18 protein-coding genes are annotated in these 21,547 nt (G+C 69.9%); 15 read left to right on the top strand and 3 right to left on the bottom strand.

Annotation, left to right across the window (positions count from 1 at the left end):
* Positions 1 to 6: 6 nt before the first annotated feature.
* The 4 genes from ACFPQ9_RS08860 (at position 7) to ACFPQ9_RS08845 (ending at position 6,339) form a co-directional block, all read left to right on the top strand.
* The gene (locus ACFPQ9_RS08860; protein WP_380849362.1) at positions 7 to 1,323 is read left to right on the top strand and encodes a glycoside hydrolase family 36 protein; all 1,317 of its coding nucleotides are present in this window, start codon (positions 7 to 9) and stop codon (positions 1,321 to 1,323) included.
* The gene (locus ACFPQ9_RS08855; protein WP_380849359.1) at positions 1,320 to 3,320 is read left to right on the top strand and encodes a beta-galactosidase; all 2,001 of its coding nucleotides are present in this window, start codon (positions 1,320 to 1,322) and stop codon (positions 3,318 to 3,320) included. Before ACFPQ9_RS08860 ends, ACFPQ9_RS08855 begins: the two co-directional genes overlap by 4 nt.
* Positions 3,321 to 3,390: 70 nt before the next feature.
* The gene (locus ACFPQ9_RS08850; RefSeq protein ID WP_380849356.1) at positions 3,391 to 4,686 is read left to right on the top strand and encodes a TerD family protein; all 1,296 of its coding nucleotides are present in this window, start codon (positions 3,391 to 3,393) and stop codon (positions 4,684 to 4,686) included.
* Between the two features lie 306 nt (positions 4,687 to 4,992).
* A complete protein-coding gene (locus tag ACFPQ9_RS08845; protein ID WP_380849353.1) occupies positions 4,993 to 6,339 on the top strand; it encodes a phosphatase PAP2 family protein in 1,347 nt (448 codons plus the stop codon).
* Positions 6,340 to 6,754: 415 nt separating this feature from the next.
* Here the strand turns inward: ACFPQ9_RS08845 and ACFPQ9_RS08840 are convergent, their stop codons facing one another.
* Positions 6,755 to 6,976, bottom strand: a complete 222-nt coding sequence (locus tag ACFPQ9_RS08840; RefSeq protein WP_380849350.1) for a hypothetical protein — start codon at positions 6,974 to 6,976, stop codon at positions 6,755 to 6,757.
* A gap of 192 nt (positions 6,977 to 7,168) precedes the next feature.
* On the opposite strand from ACFPQ9_RS08840, the gene ACFPQ9_RS08835 reads away from it, so the two are divergent.
* The 11 genes from ACFPQ9_RS08835 to ACFPQ9_RS08785 all read left to right on the top strand — a co-directional run bounded on the left by ACFPQ9_RS08835 (position 7,169) and on the right by ACFPQ9_RS08785 (position 20,364).
* Positions 7,169 to 8,125, top strand: coding sequence for a GlxA family transcriptional regulator (locus ACFPQ9_RS08835; RefSeq protein WP_380849347.1), 957 nt, complete (start codon positions 7,169 to 7,171; stop codon positions 8,123 to 8,125).
* Positions 8,126 to 8,235: 110 nt separating this feature from the next.
* Complete coding sequence (gene gap / locus ACFPQ9_RS08830) at positions 8,236 to 9,234, top strand: type I glyceraldehyde-3-phosphate dehydrogenase (RefSeq protein WP_380849344.1); 999 nt, start codon at positions 8,236 to 8,238, stop codon at positions 9,232 to 9,234.
* 406 nt (positions 9,235 to 9,640) lie between these two features.
* A complete protein-coding gene (locus ACFPQ9_RS08825) occupies positions 9,641 to 11,122 on the top strand; it encodes a xanthine dehydrogenase small subunit (RefSeq protein ID WP_380849341.1) in 1,482 nt (493 codons plus the stop codon).
* The gene (gene xdhB, locus ACFPQ9_RS08820) at positions 11,119 to 13,560 is read left to right on the top strand and encodes a xanthine dehydrogenase molybdopterin binding subunit (RefSeq protein ID WP_380849338.1); all 2,442 of its coding nucleotides are present in this window, start codon (positions 11,119 to 11,121) and stop codon (positions 13,558 to 13,560) included. The genes ACFPQ9_RS08825 and xdhB overlap by 4 nt, the downstream gene beginning before the upstream one ends.
* Position 13,561: 1 nt before the next feature.
* A complete protein-coding gene (xdhC, locus tag ACFPQ9_RS08815) occupies positions 13,562 to 14,371 on the top strand; it encodes a xanthine dehydrogenase accessory protein XdhC (protein WP_380849335.1) in 810 nt (269 codons plus the stop codon).
* A gap of 212 nt (positions 14,372 to 14,583) precedes the next feature.
* Positions 14,584 to 15,036: a nucleoside deaminase gene (locus ACFPQ9_RS08810; RefSeq protein WP_380850045.1), complete on the top strand. Its 453-nt coding sequence runs from the start codon at positions 14,584 to 14,586 to the stop codon at positions 15,034 to 15,036.
* 263 nt (positions 15,037 to 15,299) lie between these two features.
* The gene (locus ACFPQ9_RS08805; protein WP_380849332.1) at positions 15,300 to 16,259 is read left to right on the top strand and encodes a cucumopine synthase-related protein; all 960 of its coding nucleotides are present in this window, start codon (positions 15,300 to 15,302) and stop codon (positions 16,257 to 16,259) included.
* Between the two features lie 2 nt (positions 16,260 to 16,261).
* The gene (locus tag ACFPQ9_RS08800) at positions 16,262 to 17,308 is read left to right on the top strand and encodes an NAD(P)/FAD-dependent oxidoreductase (protein WP_380849329.1); all 1,047 of its coding nucleotides are present in this window, start codon (positions 16,262 to 16,264) and stop codon (positions 17,306 to 17,308) included.
* Between the two features lie 76 nt (positions 17,309 to 17,384).
* The gene (locus tag ACFPQ9_RS08795; protein WP_380849326.1) at positions 17,385 to 19,148 is read left to right on the top strand and encodes a carbamoyltransferase family protein; all 1,764 of its coding nucleotides are present in this window, start codon (positions 17,385 to 17,387) and stop codon (positions 19,146 to 19,148) included.
* Complete coding sequence (locus tag ACFPQ9_RS08790) at positions 19,145 to 19,741, top strand: SRPBCC family protein (RefSeq protein ID WP_380849323.1); 597 nt, start codon at positions 19,145 to 19,147, stop codon at positions 19,739 to 19,741. The genes ACFPQ9_RS08795 and ACFPQ9_RS08790 overlap by 4 nt, the downstream gene beginning before the upstream one ends.
* Positions 19,742 to 19,746: 5 nt before the next feature.
* Positions 19,747 to 20,364 carry a histidine phosphatase family protein gene (locus ACFPQ9_RS08785; protein WP_380849320.1) on the top strand — a complete coding sequence of 206 codons (618 nt, stop codon included), beginning with the start codon at positions 19,747 to 19,749 and terminating at the stop codon, positions 20,362 to 20,364.
* A 78-nt stretch (positions 20,365 to 20,442) separates the two neighbouring features.
* Here ACFPQ9_RS08785 and ACFPQ9_RS08780 read toward each other — a convergent pair whose 3' ends face one another.
* Both ACFPQ9_RS08780 and ACFPQ9_RS08775 read right to left on the bottom strand, forming a co-directional pair.
* Positions 20,443 to 20,865, bottom strand: a complete 423-nt coding sequence (locus tag ACFPQ9_RS08780; RefSeq protein WP_380849317.1) for a PIN domain nuclease — start codon at positions 20,863 to 20,865, stop codon at positions 20,443 to 20,445.
* Positions 20,862 to 21,077 carry a type II toxin-antitoxin system VapB family antitoxin gene (locus ACFPQ9_RS08775; protein ID WP_380849314.1) on the bottom strand — a complete coding sequence of 72 codons (216 nt, stop codon included), beginning with the start codon at positions 21,075 to 21,077 and terminating at the stop codon, positions 20,862 to 20,864. The genes ACFPQ9_RS08780 and ACFPQ9_RS08775 overlap by 4 nt, the downstream gene beginning before the upstream one ends.
* Positions 21,078 to 21,547 lie beyond the last annotated feature (470 nt).

Below are 21,547 nucleotides of genomic sequence, written 5' to 3'. Positions count from 1 at the left end.
ACCTCCGTGCACAACCCCTTCACCCCGGTCGCCTCGGTGCCCGTGGACCCCCGCAAGGCCCGCGTCCATGAGGAGGGCTGGCAGTCCTGGAGCCCGAGCGGTGCCTACGCCCTCGGCGACAGCCCGTACCGACCGGCCAACGACAACTGGGCGACGGTCTGTTACCGCCCCGGCGTCACCGTCCCCGACGGTGTCTTCCAGGGCGAGGGCCTGCTGGCGCTCGACCCCGGCGACGGCTCACCGGTCCGTCTGTGGGCGGCGACGGATCCCCTCGGCGGGGTCCCGTCCGTCCGGCTGGCCATGACGGACGACGCCGTCGCCGAGGTCACCGCCGACGGCCCGGTGAAGGAGTGGACGGGGCCCGGCATCCAGTCGGTCCTCGGCACCTGGGCCGACAGTCTCCAGATCCCCACGCCCCGCCCGGCCCCCACCGTGTGGTGCTCCTGGTACGAGTACTTCACCGCCGTCACCGAGGACGACATCCACGAGAACCTCCGCGCGATGGACACCCTCGACCTGCCCGTCGACGTCGTCCAGATCGACGACGGCTATCAGAAGGCCCTCGGCGACTGGCTCACCCTCTCCGGCCGCTTCCGCTCCCGCGCCGGCATCGCCGACGCCATCCGTGCCCGCGGCCGCCGCGCCGGCATCTGGACGGCCCCCTTCCTGGTCGACCCGGCGAGCGACCTGGCCGCCGAGCACCCCGAGTGGCTGCTGCGCACAGCCGACGGCGACTTCACGCACGCCGGCCGCAACTGGGGCCACGACCTGCGCGTCCTGGACACCACTCACCCCGGGGCGGCGGCATATCTGACGGAGGTCTTCCGGACGCTGCGCGCCGAGGGCTACGACTACTTCAAGGTCGACTTCCTGTACGCGGGCGCCCTGGAGGGCGTACGGCACGAGCCGGTGGACGCGTTGACGGCGTACCGCTCGGGCATCGAGCTGATCCGTGAGGCGATCGGTGCGGACGCCTACCTGCTGGGCTGCGGAGCGCCCCTCCTCGCGTCGGTCGGTCTGTTCGACGCGATGCGGGTCAGTCCGGACACGGCCCCGCACCGCCGCCCCGAGGCCGACGACTTCAGCCAGCCCGGCCAGGACCCGGCCGAGTTCACCGGCGCCGGGCGCCAGTGGCAGCACGGCCGCCTCTGGATCAACGACCCCGACTGCCTGATGGCCCGCCCGGCCGTCGAGACCCGGGAGCGGTGGGCCGCGCACGTCGAGGCGACCGGCGGCCTCATGGCCTCCAGCGACCGTCTGCTGTCCCTGGACGAGTGGGGCGTGGCCACCACCCGCCGTCTCCTCGGGGGAGCCGCCCGGTGAAGCGCGAACTGTCCGTCCCCGGTATCGCCTACGGCGGCGACTACAACCCCGAGCAGTGGCCCGAGGAAGTCTGGGCCGAGGACATGCGCCTGATGCGCGAGGCCGGGGTGACCATGGTCAGCGTCGGCATCTTCTCCTGGGCGCTGCTGGAGCCGAGCGAGGGCGCCTACGACTTCTCCCTTCTGGACCGTGTCCTGGACCTGCTGCACACCCACGGCATCGCGGCCGACCTCGCGACCCCGACGGCGGCGCCCCCGGCGTGGTTCTTCCGCGCCCACCCCGAGGCACTGCCCGTCGACAAGGACGGCAGAGGACTGTCGTACGGCAGTCGTCAGACCTTCTGCCCGTCGAGCCCGGCGTACCGGAAGGCGGCGCTGCGGATGGCGCGGGCGCTCGCCGGGCGGTACGCGGAGCACCCGGCGCTGGCGATGTGGCACGTCCACAACGAGTACGGCTGCCACAACGCCGAGTGCTACTGCGACGAGAGCGCGGCGGCGTTCCGGCGCTGGCTGCGGGCGCGGTACGCGGACGACCTGGACGCCCTCAACGACGCCTGGGGCACCCGCTTCTGGAGCCAGTGGTACTACGACTGGGACGAGATCCTCCCGCCCCGCCCCACCGGCGCCGTCCCGAACCCCACCCACCAGCTGGACTGGCGCCGCTTCTGCAGCGACGAACTGCTCTCGCTGTACGAGGCGGAGCGCGAGGTGCTGCGGGAGGCGGCCCCGGCCGTCCCCGCCACCACCAACTTCATGGTGATGTACACCTTCGACGCCCTGGACTACTGGCGCTGGGCCCCGAAGCTGGACCTCGTCTCCAACGACCACTATCTCCAGTCCGCCGACCCCGAGTCCGAGATCGACATCGCGCTCAGCGGCGACCTGGTGCGTTCGCTCGCGGGCGGCCCGTGGCTGCTGATGGAGCACTCGACGGGCGCGGTGAACTGGCAGCCGGTGAACCGGGCGAAGGGGCCGGGGGAGCTGCGTCGCAACGCCCTGGCCCATGTCGCCCGGGGCGCCGACGGCATCGCCTACTTCCAGTGGCGGGCGGCGAAGGCGGGCGCCGAGCAGTGGCACTCGGCGATGCTGCCGCACGCGGGCACCGACAGCCGGATCTGGCGGGACGTGGTCCGGCTCGGCGCGGATCTGAAGGCGCTCGCGGAGGTGCGCGGCAGCGTCGGCACGGCCGAGGTGGCCATCGTGTGGGACTGGAACTCCCGCTGGGCGATGGAGCTCCCGTCCCAGCCGAGCGCGGAACTCCACTACCAGGACCTGATCCGCGCCTGGTACGAGCCGCTGTGGCGGTCCGGCGTGGCGGTGGACTTCGTCCGGCCGGACGCGGACCTGTCGCCGTACCGCCTGGTCCTGGCCCCGAGCCTGTACCTCGTGGACGAGGCGGGCGCGATGAATCTGACCCGGTTCGCCGAGGGCGGCGGCACGCTGGCCGTCGGCTTCCACAGCGGTGCGGTGGATGAGAACTGCCATGTCCGGCTGGGCGGTTACCCGGGTGCGTTCCGGGAGGCGCTCGGGGTGCGGACGGATGAGCTGTTTCCGTTGCTGCCGGGGGAGTCGGTGGGCCTGAGCGGGGGCGGCACGGGGTCGCTGTGGTCGGAGCGGGTGCGGCCGGCGGGCGCCGAGGCGGTGTCGTCGTACACGAGCGGGCCGTTGAGCGGAGTGCCTGCCGTGACGCGCAACAGCGTCGGCTCCGGGGTGAGTTGGTACGTGGCCACGCTTCCCGATCCGACGACTCTGGCCGGGCTCCTGGACCGTATCCGCACCGAGGCGGGCGTACGGCCCGTGCGCGAGACCGCTGCCGGTGTGGAGGCGGTGCTGCGGCGCGGTGAGGACGCCGACTATCTGTTCGTCATCAACCACACCGGCCGGCCCACCGAGGTCGCGGTGGCGCCGGACGCCATGGAGCTGCTGACCGGCAAGCCGGTGCCGGGCTCGGTGAGCGTTCCGGCGGGTGAGGTGGCGGTGGTGCGGGAGCCTCGCTGAGGGAACGGCTTTCGGATATGGCAGGGTGGCGAGAAAGGGGCGGGTGGGGACTGGTCGAGGGGTGGGCGGCATGCCGGAACTGAGCAAGGGCGGGAACATCGCGTTGGGCTCCGGGCCCGTCGTGGCCGAACTGCACGCGGTGGGCGCCGCGGTCGACCTCAGCGCGCTGCTGGTGGCGGCGGACGGCAGGGTCAGGTCCGACGACGACCTGGTCTTCTACAACCAGCCGTCCGCCGAGTCCGACGCGGTACGCCACCGCGCGGCCGATGCCGGGGGCGCCGAGCGCATCGAGGTGGACCCGGCCGCGCTGCCCGCGGACGTGGACCGGGTGGTCCTGGTCGGCAGCTGCGACCCCGACGACGCGAGCCGCACGTTCCGCGAGGTGAAGGACGTCCTCATCCGCGCCTCCCAACCGGGCGCCGACCCCGTCCACTTCCGCCCGCCGGCCCTCACCGACGGCGAGCGCGCCGTCCTGCTGGTGGAGCTCTACCGCAGGGGCGAGGGCTGGAAGCTGCGGGCCATCGGCCAGGGATACGCGAACGGGCTGGCCGGGCTGGCGACGGACTTCGGCATCGACGTGGCGGAGGAGCTCGTCGAGGAACCCGAGGAGCGCCGGGAGGCACCCGAAGCAGCGGCACCGGCGGCGGCCGCCGCGCCCCCGATGAGCCTGCGCAAGCCCCCGCTCGGCACCATCAGCCTCGACAAGGGCAGCCAGGTCGCGATGAGCCTGGACAAGGCGGACCGCGAGCTGGTGGTCACGGCGACCCTGGAGTGGGACGGCGGCAGCGACCAGCGCCGCCGACGGGGTGCCGACCTCGACCTCTACGCCCTGTTCGTGCCGGCGTCGAAGGCGGTCCGCGGCGAGCAGGCACCCGGCACCCTCCGAGCCCGGAAGAAGGGCTCGGCCCCCGCGCCGGACACGGGCACGGCGAAGAAGGGCGAGGGTGCGGACGTCGTCTACTACAAGCGCCTCGGCTCCAGGAAGAACCGGCCCTTCATCCACCTCGACGGCGACTCCCGGATCCCCGGCCGCGAGACACTCCGGATCGTGCGGCCCGACCAGCAGGGTTACGTCCTGCTCTGCGCCTACTCCGCGCTCAGCAACGGCTTCGGCTCCTTCCGCAGCTTCGGCGCGAAGGTCGTGGTCACCGACGACCGCGGCTCGACGGTCACGGTCCCGCTGTTCGAGAACACCAAGACGCGCTACTGGGTGGCCATCGCCCTCGTCGACTTCACCTCGCCGGACGGCGCGTCGATCCACCACATCGAGGCCTACAGCGCCCGGATGACCGAACGCCGCCCGGTCCTGCACACCGACGGCACGATCGAGATGAACGCGGGGCCGGTGGAGTTCAAGAGGCGCTGAGGGCCGAGGCCCCGAAATTCGGTTGGAGCCGTACGGGAGCCGGTTCCGGAATCGTGCGGTGTCTGCAGGTGCGTGTCGGGGCGGCCTCACAGCAGCGCCTGGGGGTCGGTCCCGGGGATGGCCGCGGCGGATCATCGCGGCCAGGGTGGCATGAACCGGCCTTTCACATGAATGGGGAATTTTCCTTGCCGTAACCGGGGAAACCCACTTGCGCAACTCGGATAGCATGATCGAACTGATTGACGAATCAATATCCTCATCTATCTGACAAATCGGCTAAAACACTTGATATCTATAGCGTCGCGGGTGTTCTCGCGAATAAGACGCAGGACTACGTTCACCGCGTGGCTCCGGCCGCGGGCGGTGCTGTGGGGCGCGGCGGTCGTGATCGGCCTCGGATTCCTCATCGCGCTGGAGATCGCCGCGCGACGCTACGGCGTACCGGGGCCGATCACCAATCAAATACGAGAGGTGATATTCCCGCCTAAATCAGGCTTCCTGCTGTATGCCGGAATGGCGTTGATGATGGTGGTCCTCACCTGGCGTCAACGATTCATCGCGGCCGGCACCGCGATCGGCATCGACCTCGTCGTCCTGCTGGTCCGCTGGGCGGCCGGCTACGGCATCAAGCCCCCCGAGGGCCACCCCTTCGGAAACGGCGCGCTGCTGGTCGTCCTGGGCTGCGCCGTCCTCGCCATCACCCACCGCACCGGCCGGGACCGCGTCCTGCTGCTGAAGGGCGTGGGACTCGCCCTGCTGCTCGTGGCCGGCCGCAAGACCGGCGACACCTGGCTGCTCATCACGTCGAAGACCCGCCCCACGGTGCTCGACCAGTACGTGGCGATCGCCGACCACGCCCTGGGCAACCCGTCCTGGCTGGTCGGCCGGATCGTCAGGGCCACCGGACCCGTCGGCGCCCATGTCCTGGACTGGGTCTACGTCCAGCTGGCGGTGGCCGCGGTGGTCGCCGCGCTCTACCAGCTGCGCCACGTGGCCACAGAGCGCCGCTTCCCGCGCCACCACCTGGTGCGCACCTTCCTGACGATCGGCCTCCTCGGCCCGGCCATCTACATGATCTTCCCGGTCGTCGGACCGGTCTTCGCCTACGGCGCCGACGGCGGCCCGTGGGCGGCGGTCAACCTGTGGCCGGAGACGGCACCGCCGCTGATCACCCCGCAGGCCATGCCGTTCGACGGGATCACCCCGCGCAACTGCATGCCCAGCCTGCACACGGCCTGGGCGACCGCGATCTTCGTCCACACCCGCACGGGCCCACGGTTCCTGCGCTTCGCCGGCACCTTCTGGCTGCTCGCCACCCTCGGCGCCACCCTGGGCTTCGGCTACCACTACGGCGTCGACCTGGTCGCCGGCGTGGTCTTCACCCTCACCATCGAGGCGGCTCTGCGCGCCCAGGCCCGCGGCTGGGACCGCCAGGCCACCCGACTCGTCGTCCACGGCACCGTGGTCTTCGCCGCACTCCTGACGTCCTACCGCTACCTGCCGACGCAGATGGCCGAACACGCCTGGCTCGCCGGCCCGCTCCTCATCCTGGCCATGACCTCGGTGATCGCCGCCTACATCCGCACCACGAACCAGTGGGACCCGAAGCCGGTCCTCGCTCCGCAGCCGAAGCCCCAACCCGAACTGGTCTGACACCACCCGGACACCCGCCGGAAGAACGCCAGAGGGCCGGACCGCTCACGTGGTCCGGCCCTCTGGCCGCGGCCGGCGCCGAAGCCACCGTCGCTCGGGGAGCTAGGGCCTGTCTGACAATTCCCGCCTGCCCCGCGGGCGGACGACGGGAATTGTCAGACGGGCCCTAGGCCGCCTTGGGCCCCGCCGCCCGCGGGTCCGAGGCGGGCTCCTCCACGTCCTCGGGCGGGAACGTCTCGTCCACCCCGAAGTCCGGGGCCTGGAAGGGGTTTGTCGTGGGAGGCGGCGATGCCGCGGCGGAACGGGCGGCTTGCCCTTCCGGAGCGGAGAACAGCGACGTCGGGTCGATGAGAGGTCTCTCTTTCGTTACAGGTCCCGCAAGGGGCCTGGGGTGCCGTGAGCGGGCACAACGGTCCTACAACTTGGTCATCTTGGAGTACGGGCTCAGCATCCGCCGCTGCGCCGAGCCGAAATCCACGAGGGCCGCGATTCCGTCCTCGATGCCGATCACTCGGCCGAGGCCGTACACGTCATGTGTGACCTGATCGCCCACCGCGAAGTGCTTGGGAGCCGGTGTGACCGGGGCCTTGAAGGGGCTGGTGGGCAGGTGACGCTTCGGTGCCGCAGGCTTTGTCATGGCTCAGTATGAGCCCACGTTTCACCCGCTCGCTGTGGCTGTCGGCACAGATCCTGAGATAACAACCGGGTCACGCCACTGACCTGGGGTTTTGTGACCTGCCTCGCAAGGTTGCCGGCAAACTTTACGGACGCGCTTCCGAAAGCCCCCGGCATGCGCCGCCCCCACGCTCTCCCTCGTACGCTGTTTCCCGTGCCGCCCTCCCGACTGCATCGCGTCGCCGTACTGGTGCTCGAGGGTGCGAAGCCGCTCGATGTCGGCATTCCCGCGCAGGTGTTCACGACCCGCGCGAGCATGCCGTACGAGGTGCGGGTGTGCGGCGCCGCACCCGGTCTCGTGACCGGCGGCGACGGTCTGTCGTACGACGTCGCCCACGGTCTCGACGCGCTCGCGTGGGCCGACATCGTCTTCATCCCCGGCTACCGCTTCCCGGATCGCGACGACCCGCCGCAGGCCGTCGTCGACGCGCTGCTGGCCGCCCACGCCCGCGGCACGCGGCTCGCCGCCATCTCGACGGGCGCGTTCGCGCTCGCCGCCACAGGTCTGCTCGACGGCAGACGCGCCACGACGCACTGGCACTACGCGCGGGCGCTCGCGGCGAAGCATCCACGGGTGAAGGTCGACGAGAACGTTCTGTTCGTCGACGAGGGCAGCGTGCTGACCTCGGCCGGAGCCGCCTCCGGCATCGACCTGTGCCTGCACATTCTGCGCGGCGACCTCGGGGTGGCCGTGTCGAACCACGCGGCCCGGCGCCTGGTCGCGGCCCCCTACCGCAGCGGCGGCCAGGCGCAGTACGTGCCGCGCAGCGTGCCCGAGCCGCTCGGCGAGCGGTTCACCGCCACCCGGGAGTGGGCGCTGCACCGGCTCGACGAGCCCCTCACCCTCGATGTGCTGGCGCGGCGGGCGGGGGTCTCGCCGCGCACGTTCTCCCGGCGCTTCGTGGAGGAGACCGGCTACACGCCGATGCAGTGGGTCATGCGCGCCCGCATCGACGCGGCCCGTGAGCTGCTGGAGCGCTCGCAACGCAGCGTCGAGCAGATCGCCGCCGACGTCGGTCTGGGCACCGGCGCGAATCTGCGGCTGCATTTCCAGCGCATTCTCGCGACGACGCCGAGCGAGTACCGGCGCACCTTCGCCCGGGGCGAATAGCCGCCGCCGGTGGCGGGATCCTTTTGAACCGTGGCGATCACGCCGCTGTCACGGGCGGATACCGCACGCGACGCTGGTGGCGAAGGCAAGGGACGAAAGGGAAACCACTCATGACCCGCATCGCGATCAACGGATTCGGCCGCATCGGACGCAATGTGCTGCGCGCACTGCTCGAACGCGACAGCGACCTCGAAATCGTCGCCGTGAACGACCTCACGGAGCCCGCCACCCTGGCCCGGCTGCTCGCCTACGACACGACGGCCGGCCGGCTCGGCCGTCCGGTGACCGCCGACGGTGACGCCCTCGTCGTCGACGGCCGCCGCATCACGGTCCTCGCCGAGCGCGAACCGGCGCGACTGCCCTGGGCCGAACTCGGCGTGGACATCGTCCTGGAGGCGACCGGCCGCTTCACCTCGGCGAAGGACGCGCGCGCCCACCTCGACGCCGGCGCGAAGAAGGTCCTCGTCAGCGCGCCGTCGGACGGCGCCGATGTCACGCTCGCGTACGGCGTCAACACCGACACCTACGACCCGCACACGCACACGATCGTCTCGAACGCCTCGTGCACGACCAACGCGCTCGCGCCGCTCGCCGCGGTGCTCGACGACCTGGCCGGCATCGAGCACGGCTTCATGACCACGGTGCACGCCTACACGCAGGAGCAGAACCTGCAGGACGGCCCCCACCGCGACGCCCGCCGCGCCCGCGCCGCCGGCGTCAACATCGTGCCGACCACGACGGGCGCCGCCAAGGCGATCGGCCTCGTGCTGCCGAACCTCGACGGCAAGCTGTCGGGCGACTCGATCCGCGTCCCCGTACCGGTGGGCTCGATCGTCGAACTCAACACGACCGTCGCCCGCGACGTGACGCGCGAGGACGTGCTGGCGGCGTACCGCGCCGCGGCGGAGGGACCGCTCGCCGGCGTCCTGGAGTACTCGGACGACCCCCTGGTGTCCTCCGACATCACGGGCAACCCGGCCTCCTCGATCTTCGACTCGGCCCTCACCCGCGTCGACGGCCGTCACATCAAGGTGGTCGCCTGGTACGACAACGAGTGGGGCTTCTCGAACCGAGTGATCGACACGCTGGAACTCCTCGCCAACGGCTGATCCACCCGCTGTGTTCCGGGTTGTGGAGACGGACGGGCCGGCTCTCGAGACGACGAGGCCGACCCCTTGACCTCGGTGGCACCGGCCACTATTTTGCGGTAGACGTCGACCCAAAATCACCGAAAGGAGGCGACCGGCAGATGAACACCAGCTCTGATCTCGGTCGCCTCGCCCAGCGCACGGTCTGGGTTCCGGGTCGCATCGCGCACGGCTGCTGAGCACGCCGTTCTGAAGTGCCCTTCCGCGGCACTTTCGGGGTTTCCCGTCACCACGTCTTTCCGGCACGTCGCTGCTGCGTGCCGTTTTGCGCCCGCTTCTCTGCTATGGCGCGCCTGAACACAGAAAGCTGCCTGAAATTGGCGAACATGATGAATCGACTGATCACGCACGGAAACGAAGGCCTGTCATGACAGAGGCGCGGATCACGGTCAACGGGAAAGAAACACCGATTTCGCCGGCTGCGCCCCACACGACAGTGCTGGATCTTCTGCGCGAGCGTGGCCTCACCGGTACCAAGGAGGGCTGCGCCGAGGGTGAATGCGGCGCCTGTTCGGTCCTGGTGGCCCGTCCCGGGGTGAACAAGCCCACCGACTGGGTGGCGGTCAACGCCTGCCTGGTCCCGGCCGCGGCACTCGACGGTCAGGAGATCATCACCTCCGAGGGCCTCGCCACCGTCGGCGCACCCGGCACGCCGCCCACCCTGCACCCGGTGCAGGAGGAGATGGCGGTCCGCGGCGGCTCCCAGTGCGGTTACTGCACACCGGGCTTCGTCTGCAGCATGGCCTCCGAGTACTACCGGCCCGACCGCTGCGCGCACTCGGACACGGAAGCGGACGCGGCCGCGGCCGGCGGCACCGGCCACGAGCACGGTCCGAACGGTTTCGACCTGCACGCGCTGAGCGGAAACCTGTGCCGATGTACCGGCTACCGCCCGATCCGCGATGCCGCGTTCGCCGTCGGTGAGCCCACGGACGAGGACCCGCTGGCACGGCGTCGCGAGCAGGCCCCGCCCGCACCCGTCGCCACCGAATACACCCGGGACGACAGCACGTTCCTGCGCAGGGAGACGCTCGCCGAGACGCTGCGGCTGCTGCGCGAGCGGCCCGACGCGATGGTGGTCGCCGGCTCCACCGACTACGGCGTCGAGGTGAACATCCGCTCCCGCCGCGAGGGTTGCGTGGTCGCCATCGACCGGCTGCCCGAACTGAGGGAGCTGCGCGTCGAGTCCGACCACATCGAGATCGGGGCGGCGCTGACGCTCACCGAGATCGAACGCCGCCTCGACGGCCAAGTCCCGCTGCTGGCCGAACTGTTCCCGCAGTTCGCCTCCCGGCTCATCCGCAACAGCGGGACCCTCGGCGGCAACCTGGGCACCGGCTCCCCCATCGGTGACAGCCCGCCGGTGCTGCTCGCCCTGGAGGCGTCGCTGGTGCTCGCCGACGCCGACGGTGAGCGCGTGGTCCCGCTGGCGGAGTACTTCACCGGCTACCGGCAGAGCGTGCGCCGTCCCGGCGAGCTGATCCGCGCGGTGCGCATCCCGCTGCCGCTGTCGCCGGTCACCGCCTTCCACAAGATCGCCAAGCGGCGCTTCGACGACATCTCCAGCGTGGCGGTCGCCTTCGCGCTGGACATCGAGGACGGGATCGTCCGCAAGGCGCGGATCGGCCTGGGCGGCGTGGCCGCCACCCCGATCCGCGCCCTCGCCACCGAGACCGCCCTGGAAGGCAGGCCCTGGTCGGCGGAGACCGTGGAGGCCGCGGCCCGGGTGTTGCGGGGTGAGGGCACGCCGATGGACGACCATCGCGCCAGCTCCCTCTACCGTTCCGCGATGCTCGGCCAGAGCCTCAAGAAGCTGCACGCACAGACCACCGAGGCGGTGTCGTCATGAGTCACCTGTCCGAGCGCCCCGAGAAGCCGGTCGTCGGCGTCTCCCTGCCGCACGAGAGTGCCTTCCAGCACGTCACCGGCACCGCGCTCTACACCGACGACCTGGTCCAGCGCACCAAGGACGTGCTGCACGCCTACCCGGTCCAGGTCATGAAGGCCCACGGCCGGATCACCGCGATCCGCACCGAGCCCGCGCTCGCCGTGCCGGGCGTGGTCCGCGTGCTGACCGGTGCCGACGTGCCCGGCGTCAACGACGCCGGCATGAAGCACGACGAGCCGCTCTTCCCCGACGAGGTCATGTTCCACGGCCACGCCGTCGCCTGGGTGCTCGGCGAGACCCTGGAGGCGGCCCGGCTCGGCGCGGCGGCCGTCGAGGTGGAACTCGACGAACTGCCCTCCCTGATCACGCTGCAGGACGCGATCGCGGCCGAGAGCTTCCACGGTGCCCGGCCGCTCATGACGCACGGCGACATCGACGCCGGCTTCGCCGACTCCGCGCACGTGATCACCGGCGAGTTCCAGTTCTCCGGCCAGGAGCACTTCTACCTGGAGACCCACGCGGCCCTCGCCCAGGTCGACGAGAACGGGCAGATCTTCATCCAGAGCAGCACCCAGCACCCCTCGGAGACCCAGGAGATCGTCTCCCATGTGCTCGGTGTGCCCGCCCACGAGGTGACCGTGCAGTGCCTGCGGATGGGCGGCGGCTTCGGCGGCAAGGAGATGCAGCCGCACGGGTTCGCGGCCATCGCCGCACTCGGCGCCAAGCTCACCGGCCGGCCGGTCCGGTTCCGGTTCAACCGGACCCAGGACCTGACCATGTCCGGCAAGCGGCACGGGTTCAACGCCACCTGGAAGATCGGCTTCGACGCCGAGGGCCGTATCCAGGCCCTGGACGCCACGCTGACAGCGGACGGCGGCTGGAGCCTGGACCTGTCCGAGCCGGTCCTCGCCCGCGCGCTGTGCCACATCGACAACACCTACTGGATCCCCAACGCGCGTGTCGCCGGACGCATCGCCAAGACCAACACGGTCTCCAACACCGCCTTCCGCGGCTTCGGCGGACCGCAGGGCATGCTGGTGATCGAGGACATCCTGGGCCGCTGCGCGCCGCAGCTGGGCCTGGACCCCATGGAGCTGCGGGAGCGCAACTTCTACCAGCCGGGCCAGGGCCAGACGACGCCGTACGGGCAGCCGGTCACCCAGGCCGAACGGATCTCCACCGTCTGGCAGCAGGTGCAGGACGACGCCGGCATCGCCGACCGGGGGCGCGAGATCGCAGCCTTCAACGCCGCGCACCCGCACACCAAGCGAGGCCTCGCGATCACCGGCATCAAGTTCGGCATCTCGTTCAACCTCACCGCCTTCAACCAGGGTGGCGCGCTGGTGCTGATCTACAAGGACGGCTCCGTCCTGATCAACCACGGCGGCACCGAGATGGGCCAGGGCCTGCACACCAAGATGATGCAGGTGGCCGCGACCACGCTGGGCATCCCGCTGCACAAGGTCCGCCTCGCCCCGACCCGTACCGACAAGGTGCCCAACACCTCGGCCACCGCCGCCAGTTCCGGCGCGGACCTCAACGGCGGTGCCATCAAGAACGCCTGCGAACAGCTGCGTGAGCGCCTGCTGCTGGTCGCCGCCACCCAGCTGGGGGCGAACGCCTCCGACGTACGCATCGTCGAGGGCGTCGCACGTGCCCTGGGCAGCGACAAGGAGCTGGCCTGGGACGACCTGGTGCACACCGCGTACTTCCAGCGGGTGCAGCTGTCGGCGGCCGGCTACTACCGGACCGAGGGGCTGCACTGGGACGCGAAGTCGTTCCGCGGCTCGCCGTTCAAGTACTTCGCCTACGGCGCCGCGGCGACCGAGGTCGAGGTCGACGGCTTCACCGGCGCGTACCGGATCCGGCGCGTGGACATCGTGCACGACGTCGGCGAGAGCCTCTCCCCGATGATCGACATCGGACAGGTCGAGGGCGGTTTCGTGCAGGGCGCGGGCTGGCTGACGCTGGAGGACCTGCGCTGGGACACCAGCGACGGCCCGCACCGCGGCCGGCTCCTGACCCAGGCGGCGAGCACCTACAAGCTGCCGAGCTTCTCGGAGATGCCCGAGGAGTTCAACGTCAGGCTGCTGGAGAACGCCACCGAGGAGGGCGCGGTCTACGGCTCCAAGGCGGTGGGTGAGCCTCCGCTGATGCTGGCGTTCTCGGTGCGCGAGGCGCTGCGGCAGGCCGCCGCCGCGTTCGGGCCGAGCGGGGTCAGCGTCGATCTGGCCTCGCCCGCGACGCCGGAGGCGGTGTACTGGGCGATCGAGGAGGCTCGCCGGGGCGATGCCTCGCGGCTCGGTCATGTCGTGAACGGGGTTGGCGCGGGTGGGCACGTCAACGGCCATGTGGACGGCGAGATCCGCACCGACGCAGAAGCGCTGAGCGGTGCCTGACATGACGTGGATCGCTGCGGTCGCACGGTTGCGAGCACGCCGGGAGCCCGGCGTGCTGGTGACCGTCGCGACCGTGCGCGGCCATGCCCCGCGTGACGCCGGAGCGAAGCTGGTCGTGGGGCGGAGTGAGACATGGGGCTCGATCGGCGGCGGCAATGTCGAGGCCGTCGCCATCGACCGGGCCCGGGAGATGATCGCAGCGTCCGAGCCGGAGCCCGAGCTGATGGATTTCGCGCTGAACGACAAGGTGACCAACCAGCACGGTGTGCAGTGCTGCGGCGGCACGGTCCAGGCGCTGCTCGAACCGCTGCCGGTGGTACGGGCGGTGGCGATCTTCGGCGTCGGCCACGTAGGTCTCGAACTGGCGCGCATCCTGGCGCGCCAGGACCTCGACCTCCATCTGATCGACACCCGCGCCGACATCCTCACCGAGGAGCGGCTCGAGGTGTTGTCGGACGCGGTGGCGCAGGTGCACACGCATCACACGCCGCTGCTGCCCGAGGAGGTGCTGGAGGAGCTGCCGCCCGGCACCCACATCCTGATCATGACCCACGATCACGCCGAGGACGCCGCCCTGTGCGACGCCGCCCTGCGCACCGCCCATCTCGGCTCGATCGGGCTGATCGGGTCGGCGGCCAAGTGGGTGCGGTTCCGTAAGCGCCTCGCCACCGAGGGTGGTCATGACGAAGCCGTCATCGACCGGATCAAGACCCCGATCGGGCTGGCCGACATCACCGGCAAGGAGCCCGCGACCATTGCGGTGAGCGTCGCCGCCGATCTGCTGCGCACCTTCGAAACCGCGGAGAACTGACTCCCGCCCTTCATGCGAATCTACGAGAGGGGCCCGGCGACCAGCCAACTCCTTCATGGTTTCGGTGACTGACCCTCGACGGGGCCCGGCGGGTGTACTTGCGCTATTCCGCACGAAACAGCAACGGGGAGTTCCCGCCGGCTGCACAAAGAGGAGTGACCGTGACCGCGTACACCCAAGAAGCGAGCATCCAGGAGATCGAGCGCGCCTGGATGGACGAGGCCATCGGCCTCGCCACCACGAGCGTGCAGAACGGCGGCGGGCCGTTCGGCGCGCTGATCGCCAAGGGCGGCGAGATCGTCGCGATCGGGAACAACAAGGTCACCTCGAACCTGGACCCGACGGCGCACGGCGAGGTGAGCGCGATCCGTGCCGCCTGTCAGAAGCTGGGCACCTTCTCGCTGGAGGGCTGCGTCCTGGTCACCTCCTGTGAGCCGTGCCCGATGTGTCTGTCCTCCGCGCTGTGGGCGCGGGTCGACCGGATCATCTTCGCCGCCGACCGGGACGACGCCGCGGTGGCCGGTTTCGACGACCGCAAGTTCTACGACCTGTTCGAGAAGAGGCCCGCGGAGCTGTGGCCGATGGTGATCGAGCGAGTGGAGATGCCGAACCGTACGGCGCCGTTCGACGCGTGGCTGGCCAAGTCCGACCGCGTCGACTACTGAGAGTCGACTACTGAGAGCGGGTTCGAACGAGGCCTCCGGGCCGCCGCGTTGAGAGGTCCGAGCCCTCAACGCGGCGACCTGGGGGCCTCGTCGGCGTTCCGCCATTGTGCACTCGGCCAAACCGGCCTGAGCTGCGGTTCCGTAGAAACGCACAAACCACGGCCCCTGGGCCGATCAAGGTTTCATGCTTTCAACGCCTGTCTGCGGCAGGCCAGTTGACGATGGACTTCTGGGACAAGCCGAACCAACGAACGGGGAAAGCCTTGTCCGAGAAGCTGCCTGGCCGCCAGATCGAGATTTCCTGGCCCGACCTTGGCATCACGGTCACCGCCGACCTTGACGACCGCAACCCGGCACTCGCCGACGCCCTGTGGGATTCCCTGCCCTACCGGAGCCTCCAGGGACACGCCCTCATCGCGGGAGAGCACCTCTACCACGTGGCGCCGATACCCACGCTGCTGCACACCCCCCACACCACCCGTATCCCCGACCGGCGCGAGGCCCCCGACGGCACCGTGTTCTGCTCCGGCCTGCAGCATCTGGGCATCAAGTACGGCACTCTGACCGAGCCGATGCCCGCCACTCCCGTCGGCCGGGTTCGTGAGGCGGACATGCCCGCCCTGCTGGAGGCCGGGGCCGCGATCTGGGACGCCGTCTACTCCACGAAGAAGCAGATCCTCGCCGAGGTCCGCCGCGCGGGCGAGCCGGGCGGCCATCGCATTCCGATGCTCCACGCCACCAACACGGCCGCCAGCCACCTGATCGCCGACATCGTCGCCGAGACCGAGAAGATCTGGCTCGCGCCCCCGGCCGAGCTGGACGACCTCCACCAGGGCATCATCCCCTCCCAGGCAGGCAACTTCGGCACCGTCCTGCCCACCCTGCTGTTCGTCAACGGCGAGACGCGGCCCCTGGGTTACGCCGCGTACGGCGGACTCGTCCGCGCCGCGGTCCAGGACATGCCCATGGCCTCCCTCGTCCAGATGACCCGCCTCCTGGTCGGAGTCCCCGCCGAGTTCCTGGGCTACTGCGGTCTGGAGAAGCTGTGGGCGTTCACCGAGCGCTTCCTCGCCGTCCTCGACCGTCTCGACCGAGCGGACTTCTACGCGGTCACCAGCCAGATGGCCCTCTACATCAACTGCCTCGGCGGCTGGAACCTCCAGCTGTACCCGTGGGAGACCGGAGACCATCTGCGGCAGCAGGACGCCAAGGCGGGCGTGTAGCCGTGAGCGCTTTGCCTGCCCACGCCGACGCCGTCGTCATCGGCGGGGGAGTGATCGGAACCTCCGCCGCCCACCACCTCGCCGAAGCCGGCGTGAACACCGTGCTGCTGGACCGCGGAGCCCTCGGCGGCGGGGCGTCCGCGCACACGGCGGGCATGGTCCGCACCTACTTCCCGGGCGACCCCCGCACCGGGCAGCGGGCCGTGCGCAGCCTGAAGGCCTATCACGACTTCGCCCGCGACATCGGGGCCCCGCTCGGCCTGCAGCGGCTCGGGTTCATGGTGCTGTTCACCGAAGAACAGCAGATCGCCGAATTCGAGGCCGATCACAGGGCCCAGCAGGCCGCCGGCGTGGACGTCGGTCTGATCAGTGCCCGTGCAGCGGCCGAGCTCAACCCGCTGATCAGCGAGAGTGCCGTGCTGGCCGCCGCCTGGTCCCCCGAGGCGTACCACGTGGACGGCCTCGACATCGTCCGCGGCTATGCCGCCGCCGCCCGCAACCACGGCGCCCGTCTGTTCACCCACACACCCGTCACCGGCATCGACGACGACAACACCGTCCACACCCCGCAGGGCAGCATCAAGGCGGCCAGCATCGTGTGTACGGCCGGGCCCTGGTCCGGCGAGGTGGCGTCCCTGGCATCGGTCGACCTGCCGATGAGACCCCACGCGATCGAGATGCTGTTCACCGACGTCCCGCCCGCCCCGCACGGCGAGATGCCCATGACGATGCACGCCACGTCCGGCCTGCGGATCCGCTCATGGAAGGACCGCATCCTCCTCGCCATGGGCGCACCCAAGGCCGGCGAATCGCGCGAAGCCTGGCTCGGCCGTATCACCGGCCATCTCGGCACCCTGTTCCCCGCCCTGGACGGCATCCGCCTGCACCGGGCGTGGACCGGCGACTTCGACGCCAGTCCCCGCAACACCGCCTTCATCGGCGCACACCCCACCCGCCGCTTCCTGTACGCGGCCGGATTCACCGGCGCGGGCCTGTGCCAGGCACCCGCGGCCGGGGAGCAGCTCCGCGACCTGCTGCTCGCCAAGTAGCCCCCATCGCGGGCCACCACCTTCCAGCACAGGAAAGACTGCCGTGATTGTTCTCGGAGTTAACGGTTTCAGCCGGGTGTCGGAGTTCTTCTCCGAACGCCTCGGTGCGACCGGCATCAACAAGCACTACCTCCTGGGCCACGACGCCGCCGCCGCACTCCTGATCGACGGCCGCCTGGTCGCCGCGGTGGAGGAGGAACGCCTCAACCGGGAGAAGAAGACCACCGACTTCCCCACGCACGCGATCGACTGGTGCCTCGCGGAAGCCGGGATCACCTACGACGACGTGGACCTGTTCGCCTTCCCCTGGAACTGGACTCCCCAGGTCCTGGACGAGATCCGGGACGGGATCCGCGCCTCGCCGCTGCCGCCGGCCGCGAAGACCGACCTCATGGGCGACATGGCCGACCTGTTCGCCCAGGTCGTCAGCCACGAGGCGATGCTCGCCGACTTCGCGGCCCGCACCGGCCACCGCCCCGACCCGGCCAGGGTCCGCTTCGTCCCGCACCACCTGGCCCACGCCACGACCGGCTACTACCTCGCCGGCCTCAAGGACGCCGCGTTCCTGGTCAGCGACGGCCGCGCCGAACGCTTCTCGACGCTGACGGGCGAGATCCGCGACGGCCGTATCACCGTCTTCGACGACACGGTCACCGGCGCCCAGCACTCCATGGGCACCCTCTTCTCCGCCATCACCCGCTTCCTCGGCTTCGTCCCCAACAACGACGAGTACAAGGTGATGGGCCTGGCGGGATACGCCGCCCCGCCGAAGCCGAACCCGTTCGTCACCGACCTCCTGACGCTGCACGACGACAGCCGCTACAGCTTCACCGAGCCCCTTCGGACCAACGACCTCCACAGCCACGACGCCCTGTTCGAGGAGTACTTCGGACCCTTCGAGGACACCCTGGCGTACACGTCCCGCGTGGCCGCCGCGGCGCAGGAGATGCTGAACGTCGCCACCGCACACCAGGTCCGCCACCTGGAGAAGACGTCGGATCTGGACCGGCTGTTGTTCGAAGGCGGCGTAGCCCTGAACTGCCTGAACAACACCCCGCTGTTCGAAGGCTCCCGCTTCGAGGACATGCAGGTCAGCTTCGGCGCCTCCGACACCGGCATCACCATCGGAGCCGCGGCCCACGCCTGGCTCCACCACCCCGACACCGCCCCCGCGGACATCCGCACCGCCGCCTCCACACCCGTCACGCCCTATCTGGGCCCGTCCTACGACGAGCCCGCGATCGAAGCGGCTCTCGCGGGCTTCACCGACCGCGTCGTCGTCTCACGCCTGGACGACGACGAGGTCGTCGAGCAGGTCGCGAAGCTGCTGACGGAGAAGGTCGTCATCGGCTGGTTCGAAGGCCGCGTCGAGCACGGGCCGCGCGCGCTGGGGCATCGCAGCATCCTCGCCAACCCCGGTTTCACCGACATCAAGGACATCATCAACACCCGGGTCAAGCACCGCGAACCCTTCCGCCCGTTCGCCCCCCTGGTCCTCGAAGAGCAGGCACCGGAGATCTTCGAGATGGGACGCAAGACGAACTCCCCCTACATGACGTTCGTCTTCCCCGTACGCGACGCGTACAAGGACCGCATCCCCGGCGCCGTACACGTGGACGGCACCTCCCGTATCCAGACCCTGACGGACGAGGGAACCCCACGGCTCACGGCGCTGCTGCGGAGATTCATCGAACTCACCGGCACCCCGTGCCTGATCAACACCTCGTTCAACGTCGCGGGCGAACCCATCGTCTGCACCCCCACCGACGCCCTGAACTGCTTCATGGGCACCGAGATCGACTACCTGATCCTCGGCAACCACCTCATCGCCAAACGATGACCGTCCACCCCACCGAGAAGGAGCACCCCGTGCCGACGATCCAGCGCAAGCACACCATGTACCACTCCACCGTCCTCGACGCCGACCCGGACACCGTGTGGGCGACCGTCCGCGACGCCATGCAGATCCTGGACATCGTGTCCCCGGGCGACCTGGACATCCACCGGGACGTCAGCTGGGTGGAGGGCGGCTCGGCCGACACGGTCCCGGCCCGCTACGACTTCAGGCTCACGCTCAACGGCCGCCTGGTCCAGCAGGAGATCGCCGCCCGCGACGAGATCAACAGGACCCAGTCCTACCGGGCCGTGGCCCCCACCAGCGGAGTCGCCAAGTACGAGGCCACCATCCGCGTCTTCCCCATCACCAACGACCCGGCTCGCAGCTTCTTCGACTGGTCGCGAGTCCTGGAGATCGCCGAGGACGCCGACCTGAACGTGGTCGAGCGCATCATCGAGGTGATGGAGAAGCAGACAGACGCAGTAAGGGACCACTTCACGAAAACTTCGAAGACCGCGGAGACGTCGAAGACGGCGGAGACCTCGAGGACGGCGGAGACCTTGAAGACGGCCGAGATCTTGAAGACCGCGAAGTGAGTGACGTGACGACGCTCGTGCTGCTGCGGCACGGCGAAACCCTGCTCACCCCGGAGCGGCGGCTCTCCGGCAGCGGAGGATCCAACCCGGGACTCTCACCGGCCGGACGCCGCCAAGCCGAAGCGACAGCCAAGGCTCTCGCCCACCGCGGCGACATCACGGCGGTCGTCACCTCACCGATGCGGCGCTGCGAGGAGACCGCTAGTCGCGTGGCCGCGCGCCTCGGCCTGAGCGTCCGGTTCGACCGGGACCTGCGGGAAGCGGACTTCGGCGCCTGGGAGGGCCTGACCTTCGCCGAAGTCCGCGAACGCTACCCGGACGACCTGAGCGCATGGTTCGCCTCACCCGAGAGCCCACCCTCGGGCGCGGGCGAGACCATGCACGAGGTCACCCGCCGGGTCGCCGCGGTACGAGACGGCCTGGTGTCCCAGTACGCCGGCACGACGGTCCTGGTCGTCTCCCACGTCGGCCCCCTCAGAACCCTGATCCGCCTCGCCCTCCAAGCCCCACCCCACACCTTGTTCCGTATGGAAGTCGCAGCGGCGTCCCTGTCGACACTGACATTCGACGAGACCGGCACCGCCACGGTGAGAGCACTCAACGACACCCACCACTTGAACTGAATCTGGGGGTACTGGGATGTGCGGGAGAGTTCTGACCTGCGGTGCAGCGGACTCGGGTGGAACTGCAGCCCGCCCGGCCTACTTGCCGTGTCTCGGGCCGTACCACTGAAGCGCCTGCCCGGTCACTGCGGCGATGCACTCGAAGTCGTGATCGCGATGGAGCAGGGTGAGCCCCTGCAGCTCAGCGGTCGCGGCCACGATTAGGTCGACAGGTCCGGCACTTCGGTGTTTACCCTGCTTGGTGAGGGCTTCCTGGACCTGCCATGCGCGGTCGTAGGCGCGGTCGTCGACGGGAACCCAGCCGAAGATCAGTCGCATGTCCTCGATGCCGCTCGTCCGGTCGGCAGCTGACCGTGCGCTGGAGAAGAACTCGAGCTCGGTGATCGGGCAGGTCGCGATGAGTCCAGCAGTGGCGGCCTGGTCCCAGCCGTACTGCTCCGCGTCCCCGTGCATGAACCGCGCGAGCGCGCTGGTGTCGATCAGGAACTGGGCCGCGTTCACCGGCGGTACTTCTCCTTGTTCTCGAACAGTTCCAGGTCGAAAGCGCCGTCGGCTGCGGCGGTCCGCAGCCGGGTGAGAGCCAGGGCGCGACGCCGGCTTTCCAACACCTCGCGAAGAGCAGTGTTGACGGTCTCCTTCTTGGTGTTCGTCCCAAGGGCTTTCGCCACGGCGGCGACCAGGTCGTCGTCCAGGTCGATAACCGTCCGACTCATGTGCGCCTCCTGATATCAAAAGTGGAGTCAAGTATATCTCGCGAGATGCCTTCGGCGGGGGCATCGGTAGGGAAGGTCGAGTTCCAGGTCCCCGAGGGCGCGTACGGCTCGGTTGCCCGAGGCGGTGGGCCTGACTGCGATGGCCGCAGCGGTGCCGATGGTGTGGGCGCCCTGGTGGATGTCTCTGTGCAACCGTGCCGGGCGCGATGAGCCGACAGCAGAAAGATCTGCCATCTCGCAGAACCCGACTGGTCTCCTTCACTCCGACTGCGCGCCGCTGCGGTGCAAGTTGTGGGTCCGTCGTCCACGCCATGGTCCAGGAACGCCAGAGGGCCGGACCACTTTCATGGTCCGGCCCTCTGAGCTGGCGGAGGATACGAGATTCGAACTCGTGAGGGGTTGCCCCCAACACGCTTTCCAACTGTCCGCGCGGCTGTCCACAGGCGTTCGCAAGGGTTCGCGGGGCAGGT

The organism is Streptomyces coerulescens, assembly GCF_042657965.1.
In the GTDB taxonomy this organism is placed as follows: domain Bacteria; phylum Actinomycetota; class Actinomycetes; order Streptomycetales; family Streptomycetaceae; genus Streptomyces; species Streptomyces coerulescens.
The sequence above is the reverse complement of the archived record's forward strand: the minus strand, read 5'-3'. Positions and strand labels throughout refer to the sequence as shown.